18 protein-coding genes and 1 tRNA gene are annotated in these 20,904 nt (G+C 68.6%); 8 read left to right on the forward strand and 11 right to left on the reverse strand.

The genetic code is table 11. The features are described 5' to 3' along the window. Positions 1-99: 99 nt before the first annotated feature. The 3 genes from U1F38_RS03410 (at position 100) to U1F38_RS03420 (ending at position 4,027) form a co-directional block, all read left to right on the forward strand. The gene (locus U1F38_RS03410) at positions 100-1,806 is read left to right on the forward strand and encodes an acyl-CoA dehydrogenase family protein (protein WP_409985634.1); all 1,707 of its coding nucleotides are present in this window, start codon (positions 100-102) and stop codon (positions 1,804-1,806) included. Between the two features lie 91 nt (positions 1,807-1,897). Beyond that, positions 1,898-2,881, forward strand: coding sequence for a Bug family tripartite tricarboxylate transporter substrate binding protein (locus U1F38_RS03415; RefSeq protein WP_409985635.1), 984 nt, complete (start codon positions 1,898-1,900; stop codon positions 2,879-2,881). A gap of 15 nt (positions 2,882-2,896) precedes the next feature. Next, the gene (locus U1F38_RS03420; RefSeq protein WP_409985636.1) at positions 2,897-4,027 is read left to right on the forward strand and encodes a CaiB/BaiF CoA transferase family protein; all 1,131 of its coding nucleotides are present in this window, start codon (positions 2,897-2,899) and stop codon (positions 4,025-4,027) included. 1 nt (position 4,028) lies between these two features. Here the strand turns inward: U1F38_RS03420 and U1F38_RS03425 are convergent, their stop codons facing one another. Both U1F38_RS03425 and U1F38_RS03430 read right to left on the reverse strand, forming a co-directional pair. Next, a complete protein-coding gene (locus tag U1F38_RS03425; RefSeq protein WP_409985637.1) occupies positions 4,029-5,417 on the reverse strand; it encodes a DUF1501 domain-containing protein in 1,389 nt (462 codons plus the stop codon). 7 nt (positions 5,418-5,424) lie between these two features. Beyond that, entirely contained in the window at positions 5,425-7,179 is a 1,755-nt protein-coding gene (locus U1F38_RS03430) for a DUF1800 family protein (RefSeq protein WP_409985638.1), read from the reverse strand. 129 nt (positions 7,180-7,308) lie between these two features. Between U1F38_RS03430 and U1F38_RS03435 the strand changes: the two genes are divergently transcribed. After that, positions 7,309-7,397, forward strand: a tRNA-Ser gene (locus U1F38_RS03435). Between the two features lie 60 nt (positions 7,398-7,457). On the opposite strand, the gene U1F38_RS03440 is transcribed toward U1F38_RS03435, so the two are convergent. Continuing rightward, positions 7,458-8,444 carry an NADPH:quinone reductase gene (locus U1F38_RS03440; protein WP_409985639.1) on the reverse strand — a complete coding sequence of 329 codons (987 nt, stop codon included), beginning with the start codon at positions 8,442-8,444 and terminating at the stop codon, positions 7,458-7,460. Positions 8,445-8,454: 10 nt separating this feature from the next. Beyond that, positions 8,455-9,174: an HAD family hydrolase gene (locus U1F38_RS03445; protein WP_409985640.1), complete on the reverse strand. Its 720-nt coding sequence runs from the start codon at positions 9,172-9,174 to the stop codon at positions 8,455-8,457. Positions 9,175-9,190: 16 nt separating this feature from the next. Between U1F38_RS03445 and hemH the strand changes: the two genes are divergently transcribed. After that, positions 9,191-10,231, forward strand: a complete 1,041-nt coding sequence (gene hemH / locus U1F38_RS03450) for a ferrochelatase (protein WP_409985641.1) — start codon at positions 9,191-9,193, stop codon at positions 10,229-10,231. On the opposite strand, the gene U1F38_RS03455 is transcribed toward hemH, so the two are convergent. The 7 genes from U1F38_RS03455 to U1F38_RS03485 form a co-directional block, all read right to left on the reverse strand. Beyond that, the gene (locus U1F38_RS03455) at positions 10,170-11,087 is read right to left on the reverse strand and encodes an alpha/beta fold hydrolase (RefSeq protein ID WP_409985642.1); all 918 of its coding nucleotides are present in this window, start codon (positions 11,085-11,087) and stop codon (positions 10,170-10,172) included. The genes hemH and U1F38_RS03455 overlap by 62 nt on opposite strands. After that, complete coding sequence (locus tag U1F38_RS03460; protein ID WP_409985643.1) at positions 11,084-12,184, reverse strand: branched-chain amino acid ABC transporter permease; 1,101 nt, start codon at positions 12,182-12,184, stop codon at positions 11,084-11,086. Before U1F38_RS03460 ends, U1F38_RS03455 begins: the two co-directional genes overlap by 4 nt. Before the next feature lie 196 nt (positions 12,185-12,380). Further along, positions 12,381-13,361 (reverse strand): branched-chain amino acid ABC transporter permease, encoded by a 981-nt coding sequence (locus tag U1F38_RS03465; RefSeq protein WP_409985644.1) that lies wholly within the window; start codon positions 13,359-13,361, stop codon positions 12,381-12,383. 237 nt (positions 13,362-13,598) lie between these two features. Next, positions 13,599-14,327, reverse strand: coding sequence for an ABC transporter ATP-binding protein (locus U1F38_RS03470; RefSeq protein WP_409985645.1), 729 nt, complete (start codon positions 14,325-14,327; stop codon positions 13,599-13,601). Between the two features lie 151 nt (positions 14,328-14,478). Further along, the gene (locus tag U1F38_RS03475) at positions 14,479-15,246 is read right to left on the reverse strand and encodes an ABC transporter ATP-binding protein (RefSeq protein ID WP_409985646.1); all 768 of its coding nucleotides are present in this window, start codon (positions 15,244-15,246) and stop codon (positions 14,479-14,481) included. Positions 15,247-15,383: 137 nt separating this feature from the next. Next, on the reverse strand, positions 15,384-16,571 hold the full coding sequence (locus tag U1F38_RS03480) for a substrate-binding domain-containing protein (protein ID WP_409985647.1): 1,188 nt from the start codon (positions 16,569-16,571) through the stop codon (positions 15,384-15,386). Between the two features lie 175 nt (positions 16,572-16,746). Next, a complete protein-coding gene (locus U1F38_RS03485; protein WP_409985648.1) occupies positions 16,747-18,249 on the reverse strand; it encodes a sigma-54 interaction domain-containing protein in 1,503 nt (500 codons plus the stop codon). A gap of 76 nt (positions 18,250-18,325) precedes the next feature. Here U1F38_RS03485 and U1F38_RS03490 point away from each other — a divergent pair, with 76 nt between their 5' ends. The 3 genes from U1F38_RS03490 to U1F38_RS03500 all read left to right on the forward strand — a co-directional run bounded on the left by U1F38_RS03490 (position 18,326) and on the right by U1F38_RS03500 (position 20,831). Further along, positions 18,326-18,937 (forward strand): DUF2239 family protein, encoded by a 612-nt coding sequence (locus U1F38_RS03490; protein ID WP_409985649.1) that lies wholly within the window; start codon positions 18,326-18,328, stop codon positions 18,935-18,937. Positions 18,938-18,954: 17 nt separating this feature from the next. Beyond that, complete coding sequence (locus U1F38_RS03495) at positions 18,955-19,455, forward strand: AAA family ATPase (RefSeq protein ID WP_409985650.1); 501 nt, start codon at positions 18,955-18,957, stop codon at positions 19,453-19,455. A 77-nt stretch (positions 19,456-19,532) separates the two neighbouring features. Further along, a complete protein-coding gene (locus U1F38_RS03500; RefSeq protein ID WP_409985796.1) occupies positions 19,533-20,831 on the forward strand; it encodes an MATE family efflux transporter in 1,299 nt (432 codons plus the stop codon). Positions 20,832-20,904: the final 73 nt, after the last annotated feature.

Here is a 20,904-nt window from a genome sequence, read left to right on the forward strand (position 1 = left end):
ATTGCAATAGGCACTGTGTATGGACAAAGATTTTATTGATATTGGACTTGAATTGGCAGCGGTGCTGCAATCGGGCCATCACGCAGCCAGGAGACACCGATGTCCGCCAATGACCCGACCCAGATGAGCGCCTTGGCCCAAGCCAGCGCCGCCGCCCACCCCGTGCCCGACCGCGGCCACGTCAACAACTACCTGGAGGACCCCGAGCTGCAGCAGCTGCTGGCGCTGTACCTGCCAGCCGAGCTGTACGCCCACCTGCAGCCCTACTTCGAGCGCATGGGCGAGCTGGCCGGCGGCGCCGTCGATGACTGGGCGCTTCAGGCCGACCGCAACCCGCCGACGCTGGAGATGCGCAGCCGCTCGGGCAAGGAGGTGCAGCGCATCGTCAAGCACCCGGCCTATGTCGAGATGGAAAAAATTGCGTTCCAGCAGTTCGGCCTGGCCGCCATTTCGCACCGCGACGACATGCTGGGCTGGAAGGGCAAGATGCCGGCCATCGTCAAGTACGCGCTGACCTATTTGTTCGTGCAGTCCGAGTTCGGCCTGTGCTGCCCGCTGTCGATGACCGATTCGCTGACGCGCACGCTGCGCAAGTACGGCGAGGAAAAGCTGGTCGCCAAGTACCTGCCGACGCTGCTGGCCATGGACTTTGATTCGGCCGTGCAGGGCTCGATGTTCATGACCGAGCAGGCCGCGGGCTCGGACATCGCGGGCACCCTGACCACGGCCTACCCGCAGGAGGATGGCAGCTGGCGCCTGTATGGCGAGAAATGGTTCTGCTCCAACCCCGACGCGGGCTTTGGCATGGTGCTGGCACGCGTCGAGGGCGGGCCGCCCGGCATGAAGGGCATCTCGCTGTTCCTGCTGCCGCGCCAGTTGGACGATGGCAGCACCAACCACTACACCATCGTGCGCCTGAAGGACAAGATGGGCACGCGCTCCATGGCCAGCGGCGAGATCCGCATGGAAGGCGCCGTGGCCTACCTGGTGGGCGAGCAGGGCCGGGGCTTCGTGCAGATCGCCGACATGGTGAACAACTCGCGCCTGTCCAACGGCATGCGCTCGGCCGGCATGATGCGCCGCGCCGTGGCCGAGGCCGAGTACATCGCCCGCGAGCGCTGGGCCTTCAAGCATCGCCTGCAGGACTTGCCGCTGATGAAGGTGCAGCTGGACAAGCTGCGCGTGCCGGCCGAGCAGGCGCGCACCATGGTGTTCCAGACCGCGCAGACGCTGACGCGCTCTGACGCTGGCGACAAGACGGCCTATGCGCTCTTGCGCATCCTCACGCCGCTGATCAAGTTCCGCGCCTGCCGCGACGCGCGCAAGGTGACCGGCGACGCCATGGAGGTGCGCGGCGGCTGCGGCTACATCGAGGAATGGGCCGACCCGCGCCTGGTGCGCGACGCGCATCTGGGCTCGATCTGGGAGGGCACCAGCAACATCGTGGCGCTGGACGTGAAGCGCGCCATCAAGCGCGAGGGCTCGCTGCCGGTGCTGCAGGACTATCTGCATGGCCTGCTGAAGGACACCCAGGGCATCACGCCGGCCTACCGCCAGGCCTTGACCGACGCCCTGGCCGGCGCCGTGCAGCTGGCCGAGCGCGCCGTGGCCGAGCATGGCGAAAAGTGGGTGCGCCAGGCCGCCACGGCCCTGTACAACTGCACCACGGCGATTGCCATGGCCTGGGAGGCGTGCAAGACCGGCTCGCAAGAGCGCCTGCGCCTGTCGCAGCTGGTGCTGGTCCACCGCGTGCTGCCGCGCGACCCCTTGAATACAGGCGGCGTGCCCACCGAGTGGCTGCCCTGACCTGGGAGCGCCGGCATCTTGCCGGCTTCCTGCCCCGTGCCGGCACGATGCCGGCACTCCAAATCATCCCAACCGCAACCGGAGACAAAACATGCCCATCCTCAAACGCAGCCTGCTCGGCCTGATGGTCGCCGCCGCCCTGGTCGCGGCCGCGCCCGTGCTGGCGCAAGAAAAATTCCCCGACCGCCCCATCAGCTTCGTCGTGCCGTTTCCGCCCGGCGGGCCCACCGACGCCATGGCGCGCCTGCTGGCCACCGAGCTGACGCGGGAGCTGGGCCAGAGCGTCGTCGTCGACAACCGCGCCGGCGCCGGCGGCAACATCGGCGCCGACTCCGTGGCGCGCGCCAAGCCCGATGGCTACACCATCCTGTTCGGCACCTCGGGGCCGCTGGCCATCAATCACAGTCTGTACAAGGGCCTCAAGTACGACCCGCGCACCAGCTTCGAGCCCGTGATCTACGTCGGCTACCTGCCCAACGTGCTGGTGGTGCGCCCGAGTCTGGGCGTGGACAGCGTGCAGGCCCTGATCGCCAAGGACAAGGCCGATCCGGGCAAGCTGAACTACGCGTCCTCCGGCAACGGCGCCTCATCGCACCTGGCCGGCGTGATGTTCAACGAGATGGCGGGCACCAAGCTCATCCACGTGCCGTACAAGGGCACAGGCCCGGCGCTCAATGACCTGCTGGCCGGCCAGGTGGACATGACCTTCACCGACATCCTCACGGCCATGCCCTACATCCAGTCGGGCAAGGTCAAGGCGCTGGGCGTGGCCACGGCCAAGCGCTCCAGCGCCATGCCCGACATTCCCACCATCGCCCAGCAGGGCCTGCCGGGCTATGACGTGAGCGTGTTCTTTGGCGTGGTCGCCCCCAAGGGCACGCCGGCCGACCGCGTCAAGCTGCTGAACCAGGCCTTCGTGCAGGCGCTGGCCAGCGACAAGGTCAGGCAGAGCTTTGCCAAGCAGGGGCTGGAGGCCGCGCCCGAGCACTCGCCCGCTTACCTGGGCCAGTTCATCAAGAAGGAAGTCGATGCCTGGGCCAAGGTGGTCAAGCAGTCGGGCGTGCAACTCGACTGAGGCCGGGAGATTGCCATGCAACACAAGACAGGCGCTCTGGCCGGCGTTCGGGTGCTCGACCTCTCACGCATTTTGGGCGGGCCCTACTGCGGCCAGATTCTGGGCGACCATGGCGCCGACGTGCTGAAGGTGGAGCCGCCGCAGGGTGACGACACGCGCACCTGGGGCCCGCCCTTCAGGGACGGCGTGGCGTCGTACTACTTCGGTCTCAACCGCAACAAGCGTCTCCAGTTTCTCGACCTGGCGTCGCCCGAAGGCCAGCAGCGCGTGCGCACGCTGATGGCGCAGGCCGACGTGGTGCTGGAAAACTTCAAGGTTGGCACCATGGAGAAGTGGGGCATCGGCTACGAGCAGATGAAGCAGGAGCTGCCGCACCTGGTGTGGTGCCGAGTGACGGGCTTTGGCGCCGACGGCCCGCTGGGCGCCTTGCCCGGCTACGACGCGGCCATCCAGGCCCTGGCCGGCCTGATGAGCATCAACGGCGAGGCCGGCGGCGATCCGCTGCGCGTGGGCCTGCCCGTAGTCGACATGGTGACCGGGCTGAACGCCGTCATCGGCGTGCTGCTGGCGCTGCACGAGCGTGCCACCAGCGGCCGGGGGCAACTCGTCGACGCGGCGCTGTTTGACTCGGGCCTGTCGCTGCTGCACCCGCACGCGGCCAACTGGTTCATGAGCGGCAAGCTGCCGCAGCGCACCGGCAACGCGCACCCCAACATCTACCCCTACGACGTGGTCCACACGGGCGGCGCGCCGGTGTTTCTGGCGGTGGGCAACGACCGACAATTCGCCCTGCTGTGCCAGCACATCGGCCAGGCGTCACTGGCGCAGGACGCGCGCTTTGCCAGCGCCGGCCAGCGCTCGGTCCACCGCGTCGAGCTGAAAGCCGTGCTGGAGGCGGCCCTGAGGCAGGCCGACGGCGCGCGCCTGGCCGACGAGCTGATGGCCATCGGCGTGCCCGCCGCCGCCGTTCTGAACGTCGAGCAGGCGCTGACGCATCCGCACACGCTGCACCGCGAGATGGTGGTGAAGATGGGCGCCTACACCGGCCTGGGCGCGCCGGTCAAGCTCAGCCGCACGCCCGCCACCTATCGCCATGCGCCGCTGAGCGAAGGAGCGGATTTCTTGCCCATCGACCCGGGCCAGTAGCTCATACAAACCCCAGATTGCGTGTGCTGTAGTTGCCCAGGTTGGGCAGCACGCTGGCCAGGTCGGTGTTGGACACGCCCAGCCAGCTGGCCAAGGTGGCGCCGTACTGGTCCACCGACACGCTGGGCAGCAGGCGGCCCTGGCCCACGTCGTCGGGGCCGCCGCTGGCGATGACCGGGGCATTGCCGTAGAAGGCCGCGCCCTTGACGGAGCCGCCCAGCACGAAGTGCATGCTGCCCCAGCCGTGGTCGGAACCGCCGTTGTTGCTGACCAGGGTGCGCCCGAAGTCGGAGGCGGTAAAGGCGGTGACCTGCTCGGCCACGCCCAGCTCGACCGTGGCCTGATGGAACGCCGCCAGCGCCTGGCCCACGCGGCCCATCAGGGCGGGGTGGGTGTCGAGCAGGCTGTCGTGCGTGTCGAAGCCGCCGATCGAGACGAAGAACACATGCCGCTTGGCACCCAGGGCGCCGCGCGCGGCGATCAGGCGCGCCACCACCTTGAGCTGGTCGCCCAGGCTGTTGCCGCTGGGAAACGCGGTGGCCAGGTTGACGCTGGCCAGGGCGCTGCTCAACTGCGCGTTGGCGTTCAGCGAGCGCTGGCAGACGCGCACGTATTCGTTTTCCATGTTCTGGCTGCGCGCGCCGGTCATCAGCGACTGCAGCACCGACGATGCGGCGGCCGAGCCGAACAAGGGCGAGGCAATGCCCCGCACGGCCACCGATCCATTGGGCGTGACCTGGTACTGCACCGCGCTCTTGCCGGCCAGGTACACCGCGTTGCCGGACACGCCCATGCTGGTGAAGGTGGCGTTGCCATTGCCCGACGCAAACAGATCGCCCATGCGCCCGCCCCAGCCCGAGGTGGCGCCTTCGGGCGAGGACGACTGCCAGTAGGACTGCTGGTCGTTGTGCGAAAACAGCTTGGGCGGCAGCGGCACCGAGCGCGCCTGGTACTGCGCCAGCGTGGTGGGCTGCACCAGCGTGCCCACGTTCAGCAGCACCGCCATCCGTCCGGCGTTGAACAGAGGTGCCAACGGGTCCAGCCCCGGCGCCAGGGCATATTGCCGCCCGCCGGGCAGTGCCGTGCCGGGCTTGAGCAGATTGGCCGCCAGCGCGCTGCGGTCGATGCGCAGATTGCTGCGCAGCGCATATTGCGCGTCGTAACTGGCCTGGTCGTAGGGCACCAGGGTGTTGGCGTAGTCGTTGCCGCCGAACAGGAAGACGCACACCAGCGCCTTGTAGTCCGTGGCGGTCTGGGCCGCTGCCTCGCCCATGGCCGACAGCGACAGCGCCCAGGGTGCGGCGCTGCCGGCAATGGACAGCGCCGAGGCGCGTTGCAAGAAGACGCGGCGCGAGGCGTTGTCGGGGCGGATGCGTGCAAAGTCGGACATCGGGCGCTCACTTCTGGGCAATGAATTCGGGCGACGCCATGACCAGGGTCAGCGCGATGAAGATGCGGTTGCGCGGCCCGTTGGCGGTGTTGGGCGCCACCGATTCGACGGCCGACTGGATTTGCCCCAGCGTGGCGCCCGAGAGCGCGCCGCCGGCCAGCACCTGGTTGATCTCGGCCACCAGGGCCGCCGCGCTGGCCGTGGCGGCCAGCGGCGTCAGCGTGCCGTAATCGGCCTTGATGTCACCCGTCACCGAGTTGCCGATCACCTGCTGCATGTAGTTGACATAGCCGGCCACCGTCACTTCGTTGGTGATCTGGAACTCGGGCGCCGTCAGGCCCTGGGTGGCAAAGCTGGTGTCGGGCGGCACATAGCCGGGACGGAAGAAGTTGAAGACCGAGGGCGAGCGCATCGGGCTCTGGCCCAGGCGGCTGGAGGGGTCCGACAAGTCGCCGATGGCCCAGGTGTCGCTGGTGGAGGTGACGCCGTAGCTGCGCGCCCAATTGAGAAAGCGCGTCACGGGCTCGCGCAGCTTGCCGAAGTTGGGCGCGGCCGCCACGCTGGCGTCGCGCGCCTCGGGGTCGAGCAGGATGGCCGTCAGCAGGGCCTTCATGTCGCCGCGCACGCCCGCGCCGTTGTTGGCAAAGGCAGCGGCCACGCGCGTGACGTAGGCCGCGCTGGGGTTGCTGGTGACCAGCCGCTGGATCATCTGCCGGCCCACGAACACGGGCAGGTTGGGATGGTTGAACAAGGTGTCCAGCGCGCTGTTCAGGCTGTCGGTGGCCGTGGCGCCCGACGGCACCGTCGCGCCCAGAAATGACTTGGCGCCGGTCTCGTAGCGGCTGGCCACCTGCACCATGGGGCGGCGCATGATCTCGGGCGGGTAGGGCCTGGTCAGGCCCGAGCTGTCCAGGTCCCAGCCGGTGAACACGCGCGCCAGCCCGCTCACGTCGGCCTGCTTGTAGGTCTCCACCGGCTTGCCGCCCGCGCTTTGCACGCTGCCATCCGGGTTGAGTTGCAACAGGCCGATGGTGAACAGCTGCATCAGCTCGCGGGCGTAGTTTTCGTCCGGCTGGCTGCCGGTGGCCGGGTTGGCCTTGACGTTGCCGCGAAACGTGAGGAAATAGCCCATGGCCGGGTTCAGGCTGATCTGGCCCAGCAACTGGCGGTAGTTGCCAAAGGCGTTGGCTTCCAGGACGTCCAGGTAGCTGCCCACGGCAAATTGGGGCCACGACGAATTGATGCCCAGCACCGACACCACGCACAGCTCCGACAGGGCCAGCACCACGCGCTGGCGCAGCGCGTCGGGGCTGGCGATGAACTTGCGCCAGATGGTGTTGTCCAGCCCCTTGGTGCTGAAGATGTTGGCCGCGTCGCCATAGCCCTTGGCCGTGAGCCAGTCGAAGTGCGAGGCGCTGCGCGGCAGCGCAAACTGCGTGTCGAGCCAGCCGGTGAACGAGCCCGCGCTCATCAGCGCGTCCAGGTCGGCGCGCGTGTAGCCCAGCGTGGCCTGCGTGAGAAAGCGCGCCGCATCACGCACCGACGTGGGCTTGTCGGTGGCGGGGACGGGCGATGATGGGGGATTGAGCCCCGGGCCGGGCGAGGGCCCGTCGCCCCCGCCGCAGGCGCTCAGCAGGCCGCCCGCGGCGGCGAGCAGCGCGGCGCCGGTGTAGGTGGATGCGGGTGTATTGGGTGCGGGAGCAGGGGCGGAGGCGACGGATGGCGCTGAATCGGTTTCCGGTTCGATCGTCGGTGCGTGCATGGGTGGCGGTCTTGTGGGCCTGGTTGTGCCCGCAAGGTTAATCACGCGCGCCACAGCGAACAAGCGCGGGCAAACAACGTTACGAAAAAGCGCGCCGCAATGTTGCTAGAATGCCAAGTTCGACACTGCGGAGAGGTGGCAGAGTGGTCGAATGTACCTGACTCGAAATCAGGCGTACGGTTTCCGTACCGAGGGTTCGAATCCCTCCCTCTCCGCCAGAGCATTGAAAACCGCGCTACGCAAAACGTAGCGCGGTTTTTTCTTGCCCGCAGGCGTCGTCAGATCCGGATCACGATTCGGCCCGGGACCTTGCCGGCCGCCATGGCCTCGTAAGCCTGGTCGGTCTGGTGCAGCGCAAAGGTCGCGCCGATGCGCGCGTTCAGCCGCCCGGCCGCCAGCAGCCGGTTGATGGCGGTGGCGGCCTGCGCCAGGTCGCTTGCCGAGGCGTTGCTGATGGCAAAGCCATGCAGGCTCACGTCGCGGGTGTACATCGGGCCCACCGGCAGACTGGCCGCGCTGCCGCGCAGACCGGACATCACGATCACGCGCCCGCCCAGGCGCATCAGCGGCAGCACGGCGGCAAAGTCGTTGCGGCCGCTGTTGTCCCACCACACGTCGATGCCCGCGGGCGCGGCTTGCCGGGCCTGCTCGTAGCGGTCGTCGTCGTGGTAGTCGATCAGCACGTCGGCGCCGCAGTCGCGGCACCAGTCGTGGTCGCGCCGCGCCGCCGTGGCGATGATGCGCGCGCCCATGGCGCGGGCCATCTGCACGATGGCGCTGCCCACGCCGCCGCCGGCGCCCTCGACGAACAGCGTGTCGCCGGCCTGCAGGCGGGCCTCGCGCACCAGGCCCAGGTGGGCCGTGGCGCCGGTGTGCAGGACGGCCGCCGCGTGCTCGGGCTCGACGGCGTCCGGCAGGCGGTAGAGTCGATCGGCCGCGACAACCGCGCATTCGGCCAGCGCGCCCTGGCGTCCGGCGTGCCCCAGGCTGTTGCACCACACGCGATCGCCCACGGCAAAGGCGGCCACGCCGGCACCCACCTCGACCACGGTGCCCACCGCGTCGCGCCCGATCACGAAGGGCAGCGGCGTGTGGGTGCGGTACGCGCCGGAGCGCACGAACAGGTCCACATGGTTGACGCCGCTGGCGGCCACCTGCACCCGCACGTCGGTGGGGCCGGGGCGTGGCACGGGCAGGGCGCCGATGCGGATGGGGCCGCCCACCTGGTCGATGTAGGCGGCTTGCATGGTGCGGGCGCGGGACATTCGCGGCTCCTCAAGGCGACGGGTTCGAGGCGGCGCCCAACAGCTCGCACAGGCGCGCCAGATCGCGCACCACGGTGTGCGGCGCCTGCGGCAATTCAGCCGGCCAGGCGCGGTCGGCGCGGTTGACCCAGGCGCTTTGCATGCCGGCGGCCAGGGCGCCGGCGGCGTCCAGATGCGGGTCGTCGCCGATGTGCAGCACCTGCGATGGGCTGACCCCGGCGGCGCTGGCGCCGGCCTGGAAGATGCGCCGGTCGGGCTTGGCCACGCCCAGGTCGCCGGCCGCCACCGCGGCATGAAAGAAGGGCGCCAGGCCCACGCGGCCGATGTCGGCGTTGCCGTTGGACAGCGCCACCAGCGGATAGCGCGCGGCCAAAAACGCCAGCGCCGGCCGCGCATCGTCGAACAGGGTGACGCGCTGGCGCTCGCGATAAAAGACCTCGAAGGCCGGTTCTGCCAGCGCCGGGTCTTCGCCGGCGCCCAGCAGCAGGTGGCGAATGCATTCGCGGCGAATCGCGCCCAGGTCGTGGGCCAGTTCGGGCCGCGCTTGCACCACGGATTGCCGCGCCGCAGCGACGGTGGCGCGGTCGGCCGACAGCGCGGCGGCACCGGGTGCGCGGGGTTGCAGCCAGGCGCGCACGGCCCGGTCGGCGCGCTCGATGGTGGGCCACACGGGCCACAAGGTGTCGTCCAGATCGAGGGTGATGGCGCGGATGCGGGTCACATCAATCATGCGGCGAGAATAGCGCATGGCATTTTTTCGACCCGAGCCCACCCGCGCAGCAGGCAGTCCGGTGAGCGAGCGCATCGGCGTGCTGCTGTGCAACCTGGGCACGCCCGACGCCGCCACGCCGCCGGCGGTGCGCCGCTATCTGGCGGAGTTTTTGAGCGATCCGCGCGTGGTGGAGATCCCGCCGGCGCTGTGGCAACCGATCCTGCACGGCATCATCCTGCGCCGGCGCCCCGCCGTGTCGGCCAAAAAATACCAGAGCATCTGGCTGCCCGAGGGCTCGCCCCTGCTGGTGTACAGCCGCAAGCAGGCCGTGATGTTGCGCGGCTATCTGGGCGAACGCGGCTGCGACGCAAGCGTGCGCCTGGCCATGCGCTACGGCCAGCCATCGGTGGCCACTGAGCTGGATGCGCTCAAGGCCGAGGGCTGCACGCGCGTGCTGGTGCTGCCGCTGTATCCGCAATATTCAGGCACGACGACGGCCAGCGTGATCGACGCCGTGACCGAATGGACGCGCGCCACGCGCCACGTGCCGGAGCTGCGCTTTGTCAACCGCTTTCACGACGACGTCGGCTACATCGGCGCCCTGGCCAAGCGCGTGCAAGAGCACTGGATGGCCAAGGGCCGGCCCGACACGCTGTTGATGAGCTTTCATGGCGTGCCGCAGCGCACGGTCGATCGGGGCGATCCGTACGTGGCCGAATGCCGGGAGACGGCGCGTCTGCTGGCCGCGCAACTGGGCCTGGGCAAGGACCAATGGCAGTTGTCGTTTCAGTCGCGTTTTGGCCGTGCCCAATGGGTGGGCCCGGCCACGCAGGCCACGCTCGAGCAACTGGGCCGCGCCGGCGCCCGGCGGGTGGATGTGGTGTGCCCCGGCTTCGTCAGCGACTGCCTGGAGACGCTGGAAGAAATCGCCATCGAGGGCCGGGCCGCCTTCACGGCAGCCGGCGGCGGCGAGCTGGACTACGTGCCCTGCCTGAACGATCACCCGGCGTGGGTCACCGCGCTGGCGGGCTTGGTGCAACGGCACCTGCAGGGTTGGCAGCCGCTGCCTCGATGAAGGCGCTGACCCGCTCGAGTTGCACCGGCACGTTCAGCGCGGGGGCGTGGCCGCAGCCGGGCACTTCGTCCCATTGCAGCAGGCCCCGCGCGCCAGGGCCGCGGCGTGTCATCTGCTCGGCAGTTTCGTGCAGCACCAGGTCGGACTGCTCGCCGCGCAGCAGCAGAACGGGGATCGTGAGCGCGTCGTAGTGATGCCAGATGGCGTAGTCGTCCGGGTGGTGCGTGAACTGCCCGACGATGGCCGGGTCGTAGTGCGGCGTCACGCGGCCGTCGGGCAGACGGCGCGTGCTGCTCTCCGTCAGGCGCCGCCACTGCGCGTCGGTCAGAAAGCCGTAGGGCTTGTAGGCGGCGCGGAAGAACGACTCCAGCTCGGTGACGGTGGCAAAGGCGGGCGGGCTGCCGGCGTACTGCCTGATGCGCTCGATGGCGGCAGCGGCCAGTTGCGGTGCGTTGTCATTGAGCACGAGGCTCTGGATTCGCCGCGCCAGCTCGGGCTCGAAGTAGCCTGACGCCGCCACGGTGCCGATGGCCCCACCCATCGAGGTGCCGACCCAGTGGCAGCGCTCGATGCCCAGTTGCACCAGCAGCTCGCGCGCCAGGCGGGCGTAGAAGGCCAGGCAGTATTCGTGCTCGGGCTGCCGCGCCCACTGGCTCAGGCCGCGGCCGATGGTGTCGGGGCAGACCACGCGCCAGCCGCGCGCGGCCAGGTGGGCGGCCAGCTCGTCCATGTCGCGCCCGGTGCGCGCCAGGCCGTGCCAGGCGATGACGGTGCCACGCGCGGCGCCTTGCGGCTGCCAGTCGGTGAAATGAATCTCGCGTCCGGCGCAGGCGAGATAGTGGGACGTGAAAGTCACGTGGAGTGACCTCGGTGGGAAGGCTTGGCAGCTGCGTGGGCCACGCGCGCGCGCAGCTTGCCGACCACGCCGGTCGGGAAGTAGTAGACCGACAGCACGAACAGCAGGCCCAGCCACAGCAGCCAGCGGTCCGGTGAAAAGAGGGCGGGCAGCAGCGGCACGGCCGAGGTGGCCTCGCCGGCCAGGCGCAGCAGGTCCTGCAGGTAGCTTTGCGCGACCATGAACAGCACGGTGCCGACCAACGCGCCGTAGATGGTGCCCATGCCGCCGATGACGACGATCAGCAGAACGTCGATCATGATCTCGAAACTGAGCGAGGTCTCCGGCCCGTTGTAGCGCAGCCAGAGCGCCAGCATGCAGCCCGCCAGCGTGGCGAACAAGGCCGACAGCACCGAAGACAGCGTGCGGTACACGACCACGCGGTAGCCGATGGCCTCGGCGCGGAATTCGTTTTCGCGGATCGCCTGCAGCACGCGGCCGAAGGGCGAGTTGACGATGCGCAGCAAGGCCAGCACCAGCGCCACGCAGACGATGAACAGCAGGTAGTAGGCGATGATCTTGCCGTCGATCAGCACGCCGAAAAACTCGGTCTCGAACGGCTCGAAACTGGGCGAGAGCCATTCGGGCAGCTTGAAGGTCAGGCCGTCCTCGCCGCCGGTGATGACCGACAGTTGCGAGGCCAGCGTCTGGAACGCCGCGGCCACGGCCAGCGTGATCATGGCAAAGAAGATGGCGCGCACGCGCAGCGAGAACAAACCGATCACCAGCGCCAGCACCAGCGACAGCGCCAGCGCCACCACCGTGCCCACCGTCAGCGCCGTCCACGTGGCGCCCAGGTGGGTGCAGGCCACGGCGATGCCGTAGGCGCCGATGCCGAAGAACATGGTGTGCGCAAAGCTGACGATGCCGGTGTAGCCCAGCAGCAAATCGAACGCCGCCACCAGCACGATGAAGATCAGCACCTTGGCCGCCACGTTGAGCGCCTTGACGCCCGGAAACACGAACGGCGCCACGGCCAGGCCCAGCACGATGACGATCAGGATGGCGGCCAGCAGCTTGCTGCGCGGCAGGTCGTGGGAGAGGAGGCGGCTGAACATGGTTTGTGAACGAAAAGTGGCTCCAGCCCTTTTGCAACAAGCGCAAGAAGCTCTGTTTATGATAGCAATAGGTTAGAAATACCGGACGCAGAGGACGCAAAGGATTCGCAGAGGACGCAAAAAATGCAGAGCCAAAAAATGGTTTTCTTTTGCGTCCTCTGCGTACCTTTTGCGTCTTCTGCATCCGGTCTCGTTTTCATTTCGACGCCGCGTAAATGCCCTGCGGGCGCCACAGCAGCACCGCCACCATCAGCGCGATGTTGGAAAAGAGGGCCACCTTGGGCGCCAGAAAACCGGTGTAGTTGGCCATCAGGCCGACCAGCAGGGCGCCGATCAGTGCACCGGCGGTAGAGCCAAGGCCGCCGATGATGATGACGATGAAGATCAGGATGTTGACCTGCGAGCCCATCTGCGGCACCACGATCTGCTGGTACAGGCCCCACATCACGCCGCCCAGGCCGGCCAGCGCGCTGCCGACCACGAACACGCCCACGAACAGGCGCCGGATGCGGTAGCCCAGCGATTCGACCATCTCGCGATCCTGCACGCCGGCGCGGATGAGCAGGCCGACCTTGGTGCGCGCCAGCGTCCACAGCAGCGCGGCAAACACGAGCACGCCCACGACGACGGCGACCACGCGGTACTTCTCGATCACCGCATCGCCCACCAGCCACGAGCCCTGCATGCCGGCCGGCAGCGGCAGCGGAATCTGCTGCGGGCCCCAGATCACCTTGATCAGCTCCTCGCCGATGATCATGCCGCCCATGGTGATGAGAATCTGCTTGAGATGCTGGCCGTACACCGGGCGCACGATGAAGCGCTCGAAGGCCACGCCCACCGCGCCGGCCACCAGCATGGCCACTGCCATCGCCGGCAGCACCGCGACCAGGTTGCGCCACAGCTCGGTCGATCCGGTCCAGTCGCTCATCGCGCCCAGCACGCTGGTGGCCACGAAGGCGCCCAGGGCAATGAACACGCCGTGGCCGAAGTTCAGCACGTCCATCAGGCCGAACACCAGCGTCAGGCCCGAGGCGATGATGAAGATGATCATGCCCATGGCCAGGCCGGCCACCGTGAGCGTCAGCCAGGTCGAGCCCGAGCCCACCAGTGGCAGCGCCAGCAGGGCCAGCACGGGCACCAGCAGCAGGGGCTTGTAGTCGAAGTCGAGCGCTTTCATGCGGGGTGGTTTGCTATTGATTCAGAAGCTGCTAGCGCTGGATGGGCGGGCGCTGGGGCATGATTTGTCTTGAATGGCGCGGTGCCTGATCGAAGGCCGCTGCCCTCACCCCAACCCTCTCCCAGAGGGAGAGGGAGTAAAACCGGCAGAGCCGATCGCCCTCGCCCCTTTGGGGAGAGGGAGGGGTGAGGGGCTGCCCCCGACCGGCCCTGGCGCGGTGATTGGTTGCCATGGCATTCATCCGAGCGACAAGCCGAGCAAGCGCTGCTGCAGCGCTTCATCGGCGGCCAGCGCCGCCATGCTGCCGGCATGCACCACGCGCCCGTCGTCCATCACCGCCACGGTGTCGCCCAGGCGCTTGGCAAAGCCGATGTTCTGCTCCACCAGCAGGATGGTCACGCCGCTCTTCTTGAGCTGCGCGAAGGCCTCGATCATGTTGTTGATGATGGCGGGCGCCAGGCCCTTGCTGGGCTCGTCCACGATCAGCAGTTCGCGCGGCTCGACGATGGCGCGCGCCACGGCCAGCATCTGCTTTTGCCCGCCCGAGAGCTTGCCGGCCGGGTGGTTCCAGAACTTCTCGACCGCCGGAAAGAGCTGGAAGATCCACTGCAGGCGCTCGCCGTCGATCTGCGCTGTGGTGCGCGCGCCGCGCGCGGCCAGCACCATGTTTTCCTTGACCGTCAGGTCGGCGAAGATACCCATGTTCTCGGGCACGTAGGCGATGCCCTGCTGGGCGATCTGCGGCGTGTGCTGGCGCGTGATGTCCTGCCCGTTGAAGGTGATGCGCCCCTGGCTGGCGGACCACAGGCCCATGATGGTGCGCAGCGTGGTGGTCTTGCCCGCGCCATTGCGCCCCAGCAGCAAGGTGAGCTGCCCGCGCGGCACAGCCAAGTCCACGCCGTGCAGGATGTGATAGGCGCCGATGTGGGTGTGCACGCCTTGCAACTCGAGCAGGTTCGGGGTCATGCGGGCGTCCCCTGAATACCGGACGCAGAGGACGCAAAAGTTGCGCAGAGGACGCAAAAGAAAACCAATTTTCTTTCGGTATCTTTTGCGTCCTTTGCGAATTCTTTGCGTCCTCTGCGTCCGGCTGTCTCGGCTGTTTTTGTGGCGTGTCTCATGCGGCCGCTTCCTCGTCCTTGCTCACGCCCAGATAGGCCTGCTGCACCACGGGCGAGGCGATGACTTCGGCGGGCTCGCCGTCGGCCACCAGCTGGCCGTTGGTCAGCACGATGATGCGGTCGGCCAGCTCGCGCACCACGTCCATCTTGTGCTCGACCAGCAGGATGGTCTTGCTCTTGTCTTTCTTCAGCGCGCGGATCAGGTCGAGGATGACGGGCGCCTCGTCGTGGCTCATGCCGGCGGTGGGCTCGTCGAACATGTAGACCTGCGGATCGAGCGCCATCAGCAGGGCCACCTCCAGCTTGCGCTGGTCGCCGTGCGGCAGGCTGGCCACGGGCATGCCTTGCTGCGCCTGCATGGCCACCGACGCGAGGATGTCCTGCGCGCGCCGGGTCCAGTCGGTGTGGTCGCTCCAGATGCGCCACGGGTTGAGCGCCTGTGCGCCGCCCTGCGTGGCCTGCACGGCCAGGCGCACGTTCTCCAGCACGCTCAGGTTGGGAAACAGGTTGGTGAGCTGAAACGCCCGCCCCAGCCCGGCCTTGGTGCGTGCCGAGGGCGGCAGCGCCGACAGGTCGCGCCCGTTCAGGCGCACGCGCCCGCTCGTGGCCTTGAGCTGGCCGGAGATGAGGTTGAAGTAGGTGGTCTTGCCCGCGCCATTGGGCCCGACGATGGCCGTGAGCGTGCCGGGCGCGAAGGCGCAGGTGACCGCGTTGACGGCCACGTGGCCGCCGAAGCGGATGGTCAGGTCTTCGGTTTCGAGCATGGATCTGTAGCTCCCTCTCCCCGCGGGGGAGAGGGTGGGGGGTGAGGGGCGGGGGCGTGGATCAAGCCGGCGCGTCGCCATCGTCGCTGGCCCTCACCCCAACCCTCTCCCAGAGGGAGAGGGAGGAAAAATCGCAATCAGCGCTTGTTGCGGATTGGCACGTTCATTTCTTCGGGCTTGATCTCGTGCACCAGCTCGGGCACGCCCCAGGCAAAGGCCGGGTCCACCTTGATCTTGAAGTGGTACATGCTTTGCATGGCCTGGTGGTCTTCCTTGCGGAAGGTCATCTTGCCCTTGGGCGTGTCAAAGCTCATGCCCTCCATGGTCTTGATGAGCTTGTTGGTGTTGGTGTCGCCATTGGTGGCCTTCAGCGCCGTCACGATCGCCTCGGCCGCGGCAAAGCCGCCGGCGGTGAAGAAGTCGGGCGGCGCCTTGAACTCCTTGTAGTGCATGGCCACCAGGGCGTCGTTGGACGGGTTCTTGGGGATGCCGTAGTAGTAGTAGGTGGCGCCTTCCATGCCGGGGAAGGCCTTGTAGCTGGCCATGGCCGGCAGGATGTTGCCGCCGGTGAAGACCTCGATGCCGTAGCGCTTTTTCAGGTCCTGCGCGGCCAGCGCGGCAAAGGGCGGCGTGCCGCCGGCCCAGATCACCTCGATGGCCTTGCGGCCGGGCTTGTCCTTGAGCGCGTCGATCAGGCGCTGGATGCCGGCGGTGAAGTCGGTGGTGGTTTGGGGCAGGTATTCCTCGTGCACGATCTTGGCGTGCTTGAGCGCGTCCTTGAAGGCCTTCACGCCGTCTCGGCCAAAGGCGTAGTCCTGCGCCAGCGTGGCGATGGACACGCCGTCCTTGTCCATCGCGGTGGCGTTGCTGATGGCGTCCTGGCTGCTGTTGCGGCCGGTGCGGAAGATGTACTTGTTCCACTTGTCGCCGGTGATGGAGTCGGCCACGGCGGGCTCGACCAGCAGGATCTTCTTGTACTCCTCGGCCACCGGCAGCATGGCCAGCGCCACGCCCGAGCTGGTGGGGCCGACGGCCAAGTCCGCCTTGTCGTCGGCGTAGGCGGTGGCCAGCAGGCTCTTGCCCAGGTCGGGCTTGCCCTGGTCGTCCTTCTCGATCAGCACGATCTTCTTGCCCGCCACTTCCATGGTGCCGCCGGTGGCGTAGTTCAGGCCCATCATCAGGCCGGTCTGGGTCTGCTTGCCGTAAGCCTCCAGCGGGCCGGTCTTGCTGTAGATGTGGGCGATCTTGATCTCGCCGGCGGCCAGCGCCGAGGTGCTGATGAGGGCGGCCGCGGCGGCCAGGGCCATGAGGGAGCGACGTTGCATGTGAGAGTCTCCTGTTGAATGTCGAAAGCCAGCAATCCAAAGATCATGCAAAAGGCATGCCAAGTTGCAGCGCCTCGATTTTGCGCGTGATTTGGCTGCGTCCGGGCTTGATGTGAACAAATTTCAGGCAAATTGATGCCTGAAAATCAGTCAATCGCCTGAAACGGGATCAGTGTTAACCCGTTGGCTCTGCGCGAACCGAGGCATCCAGGCGCTCATACAAGGTGGCGCGCGAGATGCCCAGCAGGCGCGCGGCCGCCAGCTTGTTGCCGCCGGTGGCGCGCAGCGCGGCGGCGATGGCGCGCTGCTCCAGCGCGCGCACCTGGCGGGCCAGCGGCTGCAAGAGGGTGTCGGCGCCTGCCGGCGCTTCGGCGGCGGGCAGCGCCGGCTGGATCTGGGCCACGCCGGCCAGGCGCAGCACGGCCTCCATGTGCTCGCCATCCAGCCGGTCGGAGTCGGCGTGCAGGGCGGCCTGCTCCAGCACGTTGCGCAACTCGCGGATGTTGCCGCGCCAGTGCTGCGCGGCCAGCAGGGCCAGTGCGCCGGGGGTCAGCTCGGGCGGTGGCGTGCCGCGCTGGGCCATGTCCTCGCCCAGCACCTCGAGCAGCGCCGGGATGTCGCCGCGGCGCTCGCGCAGCGGCGGCACGCGCAGCGGCAGCACGCTCAGGCGGTAGTACAGGTCTTCGCGAAAGCGCCCTTCGCGCACCAGCGCCGGCAGGTCGCGGCTGGTGGCGGCAATCAGCCGCGCGTCGAACGGCACCAGCTGGTTGCTGCCCAGCGGCTCGATCTCGCCCTCCTGCAGTGCGCGCAGCAGCTTGGCCTGCAGCGGCAGCGGCATGTCGCCGATCTCGTCCAGAAACAGCGTGCCGCCGTCGGCCAGCTTGAACTTGCCCACGCGGCCCTTGCGCTCGGCCCCGGTGTAGGCGCCGGGCGCGACGCCGAAGAACTCGGCCTCCAGCAGGGTGTCGGGCACGGCCGCGATGTTGACGCTGACAAACGGCCCCGACGCCCGCCCCGACGCGGCATGGATGCCGTGCGCCAGCAGCTCCTTGCCGGTGCCGGTCTCGCCCAGCAGCAGCACCGGGCTGCCCGACTGCGCTGCGCGCCGTGCCTGGCGCTTGACCTCGACGGCGCCCGGGCTGGCGCCGACAAAGCTGGCCAGGGTGTATTTGGTGCGGCGCGGGGCGCCGCCCTGGCTGCGCTGGGCGTCCAGCTCGCGCCGCGCGTCCAGCAGGTCTTGCTGCAGCCGGGCAAACTGCGCCGTCAGCGCCCGCATGTGCGCCGATGTCTGGTCGAACAGCACGATGCCCAGCACGCCGATCACCTCGCCGGCCGCGTCGCGCAGCGGAATGCGGCTGACCACGAAGGTGCCGGCCTTGTTGGCCAGCAGGTCGATCAGGATCGGCTTGCCGGTGCGCAGCACCTCGTGCATCTGCGTGTTGTCGATGACCTGGGCCACCGGCTGGCCGACGAAGTCCTCCTCGCGCGCAAAGCCCAATGCCGGCAGAAAGCGCCGGTATTGGTCGTTGATCCACACCACGCGTGCGTCGCGGTCGATCAGCAGCATGCCTTCGCTGGCGTTGGCAAACAGATCGAACATCGAGCGTGCCGCCAGCGCCAGGATGCGGTCGCCGTCGCGCGGCAGATCGGGTGGGGGCGGTGTCTGATTGGCGGACATCGGGTTGATGGTAGCGTGCACGCGACATTTTTAAAAATACCCGGGCAAAATAATTTAACCCGGGTACAATAAGTGCATGAACACGATTTACACGTCCCGCTACACCGCCTTCGCGGGCGATCGCCTGCTGGCCTGTGGTGCGTATGCCGACATTGCCCAGGCCTTGGCGTCCCTGGACGAGCAGGAGCAGCCCGTGCTCGTCTTCGATGATGCCACCGGCGCGCCGGTGGACGCGCCACCGCGCCCCGAGCACGCCGCATTGCTGGCGCGCATGGGCGTCGATGGAGCCCGTGCATCCGTCCCGGCAAACGGCCGGGCCGCGCCCCGCCCGTCGCCGGGCCGCCCGCGCCTGGGCGTGGTGGCGCGCGAGGTGACCCTGCTGCCACGCCACTGGGATTGGCTGTCGGCGCAGCCGGGCGGCGCCTCGGCCGCCTTGCGCCGTTTGGTCGATCAGGCCCGCAAAGCCGGCGAATCGGCCGATGACCGGCGCCGCGCCATCGAGCGATGCTACAAATTCATGAACGCCATCGCCGGCCACCGCCCCGGCTTCGAGGAGGCGACGCGCGCGCTGTTCGCGGGTGAGCGCGAACGCTTCGAGACGCTCATCGCGGCGTGGCCGACGGACGTCGCGGCCCATGCGCGCCGGCTGGCGGCGCCGGGCTGGCTGGCGCCCGAATCCAGCCACTGATCCTTTTTTCGGTTTCCATGAACACCCTGCATCTCATCTACGGCCCCCAGGGGGCCGGCAAATCCACGCGCGCCGGCGAACTGGCGCGCATCCATCGAGCCCTGCCGCTGGCCATCGACGACTGGATGGGCCCGCTCTTTGGCCCCGACGTGCCGCGGCCCATGGACCTGGCCTGGGTCATGGATCGGGTGCAGCGTTGCGAGTCGCGCATCTGGCTCACCGCCGAAGCCGCCCTGCGCGCCGGTTGTGCCGTGGTGCTCGACCTGGGCTTCATGAAGCGCGCGCAGCGCGAGGCCGCCGCGGCCCGCGCCAGTGCAGCAGGCCTGGCGGTGCAATGGCATTTCGTCGATGCGCCGCTGGCGCTGCGGCGCGAGCGCGTGGCCCGGCGCAACACGCAGCGCGGTGCCACCTTCGCCTTCGAGGTGACGCCGGCCATGTTCGACTTCATGGAGTCGCAGTACGAGCCGCCCAGTGCCGAAGAGCGGGCGCGCGCCATCGTGCTGGAGTCGGCCTCGTGAGCGCCGCCCCATCCGCCGCGCCGCGCGCAGTCAGCCAGCGCCCGCTGTGGCGCACCTACCTGGCCTTTCTGGGGCCGATGGTGCTGGCCAACATCCTGCAATCGCTGTCGGGCAGCGTGAATGGCGTCTACATCGGGCAGATGCTGGGCACCGATGCGCTGGCCGCTGTCGCGGGCATGTTCCCGGTGGTGTTCTTCTTCATCGCGCTGGTCATCGGCGTGGGCGCCGGCGCGTCGGTGCTGATCGGCCAGGCCTGGGGCGCGCGCGAGCCGCACAAGGTCAAGGCGATTGCCGGCACCGCGCTGGCGCTGGGCGGCCTGATCGGCCTGGGGGCCGCGGTGCTGGGCGAGTCCTTGGCCCGCCCCGCGCTGACCGCGCTGGGCACCGCGCCCGAGCTGCTGCCGGACGCCGTGGCCTATGCGCGGGTGATGATGCTCAGCATGCCGCTGCTGCTGGTGTTCATCCTGTACACGCAGCTGCTGCGCGGCGTGGGCGACACGGTCACGCCGCTGCTGGCGCTGTGCCTGTCCACCGCCGTGGGCCTGCTGGTCACGCCGGCGCTGATCCGGGGCTGGCTGGGCCTGCCGCGGCTGGGCGTGGTCAGCGCGGCCGTGGCCGGCTGGGTGTCGTTTGCGCTGGCGCTGGCTTTTTTGTGGGTGTATCTGCGCCGCAGGCGCCACCCGCTGGCGCCCGACGCCGAACTGCTGCGCGCGCTGCGCATCAACGGGCGGCTGCTGCGCGCCGTGCTGCGCATCGGCGTGCCCACGGGCGTGCAGATGGTGACCATCGCCATGGCCGAGCTGGCCATCCTGGGCCTGGTCAACCGCTACGGGGCCGACGCCACGGCGGCCTACGGCGCGGTCAACCAGATCGTCAACTACGTGCAGTTCCCGGCGCTGTCGATCGCCATCACGGCCTCGATCCTGGGCGCGCAGGCCATCGGCGCCGGCCGGGTGGAGCGCCTGTCGGCCATCGTGCGCACCGGCCTGCTGCTGAACGGCGTGCTGACCGGCAGCCTGGTGCTGCTGGGCTACGGGCTCTCGCACTGGCTGCTGGGGTTTTTCCTTACCGCACCGTCGGTGCTGGCCATGGCGCAGGGGCTGCTGTATGTGATGCTGTGGGGCAGTGTGATTTTTGGCATGCAGGCCGTGGTGGCCGGCGTCATGCGCGCCAGCGGCACGGTGTGGGTGCCCACGGGCATCAGCGTGGCCTCGATCGCGCTGGTGCAGTTGCCGGCGGCGCACGCGCTGTCGGCGCGTTTCGGACTGCCGGGCGTGTGGATGTCGTACCCGGTGGTGTTCAGCGTGATGCTGGCGCTGCAAAGCGCTTTCTATCTGCTGGTGTGGCGCTACCGCCGGATCGAACGGCTGGTGTAGCTGCCGCACCGGGGGCGCTGGCCGGGCCCCCGCGGCTGCCCTACACTGGAGCGGCTTTTCAACCCAAGCTCTG

Origin of the sequence: Ottowia sp. (genome assembly GCF_046348305.1) — a bacterium.
Classification (GTDB): domain Bacteria; phylum Pseudomonadota; class Gammaproteobacteria; order Burkholderiales; family Burkholderiaceae_C; genus Ottowia.

Bases quoted from the DNA above. Each gene is read 5' to 3' on its own strand.
- U1F38_RS03430 (WP_409985638.1), bottom strand. From the start codon at position 7,179: ATGCACGCACCGACGATCGAACCGGAAACCGATTCAGCGCCATCCGTC.
- U1F38_RS03445 (WP_409985640.1), bottom strand. From the start codon at position 9,174: ATGATTGATGTGACCCGCATCCGCGCCATCACCCTCGATCTGGACGAC.
- U1F38_RS03410 (WP_409985634.1), top strand. From the start codon at position 100: ATGTCCGCCAATGACCCGACCCAGATGAGCGCCTTGGCCCAAGCCAGC.
- U1F38_RS03460 (WP_409985643.1), bottom strand. From the start codon at position 12,184: ATGTTCAGCCGCCTCCTCTCCCACGACCTGCCGCGCAGCAAGCTGCTG.
- U1F38_RS03490 (WP_409985649.1), top strand. From the start codon at position 18,326: ATGAACACGATTTACACGTCCCGCTACACCGCCTTCGCGGGCGATCGC.
- U1F38_RS03415 (WP_409985635.1), top strand. From the start codon at position 1,898: ATGCCCATCCTCAAACGCAGCCTGCTCGGCCTGATGGTCGCCGCCGCC.
- U1F38_RS03470 (WP_409985645.1), bottom strand. From the start codon at position 14,327: ATGACCCCGAACCTGCTCGAGTTGCAAGGCGTGCACACCCACATCGGC.
- U1F38_RS03440 (WP_409985639.1), bottom strand. From the start codon at position 8,444: ATGTCCCGCGCCCGCACCATGCAAGCCGCCTACATCGACCAGGTGGGC.
- hemH (WP_409985641.1), top strand. From the start codon at position 9,191: ATGGCATTTTTTCGACCCGAGCCCACCCGCGCAGCAGGCAGTCCGGTG.
- U1F38_RS03465 (WP_409985644.1), bottom strand. From the start codon at position 13,361: ATGAAAGCGCTCGACTTCGACTACAAGCCCCTGCTGCTGGTGCCCGTG.
- U1F38_RS03480 (WP_409985647.1), bottom strand. From the start codon at position 16,571: ATGCAACGTCGCTCCCTCATGGCCCTGGCCGCCGCGGCCGCCCTCATC.
- U1F38_RS03420 (WP_409985636.1), top strand. From the start codon at position 2,897: ATGCAACACAAGACAGGCGCTCTGGCCGGCGTTCGGGTGCTCGACCTC.
- U1F38_RS03425 (WP_409985637.1), bottom strand. From the start codon at position 5,417: ATGTCCGACTTTGCACGCATCCGCCCCGACAACGCCTCGCGCCGCGTC.
- U1F38_RS03495 (WP_409985650.1), top strand. From the start codon at position 18,955: ATGAACACCCTGCATCTCATCTACGGCCCCCAGGGGGCCGGCAAATCC.
- U1F38_RS03475 (WP_409985646.1), bottom strand. From the start codon at position 15,246: ATGCTCGAAACCGAAGACCTGACCATCCGCTTCGGCGGCCACGTGGCC.
- U1F38_RS03485 (WP_409985648.1), bottom strand. From the start codon at position 18,249: ATGTCCGCCAATCAGACACCGCCCCCACCCGATCTGCCGCGCGACGGC.
- U1F38_RS03500 (WP_409985796.1), top strand. From the start codon at position 19,533: ATGGTGCTGGCCAACATCCTGCAATCGCTGTCGGGCAGCGTGAATGGC.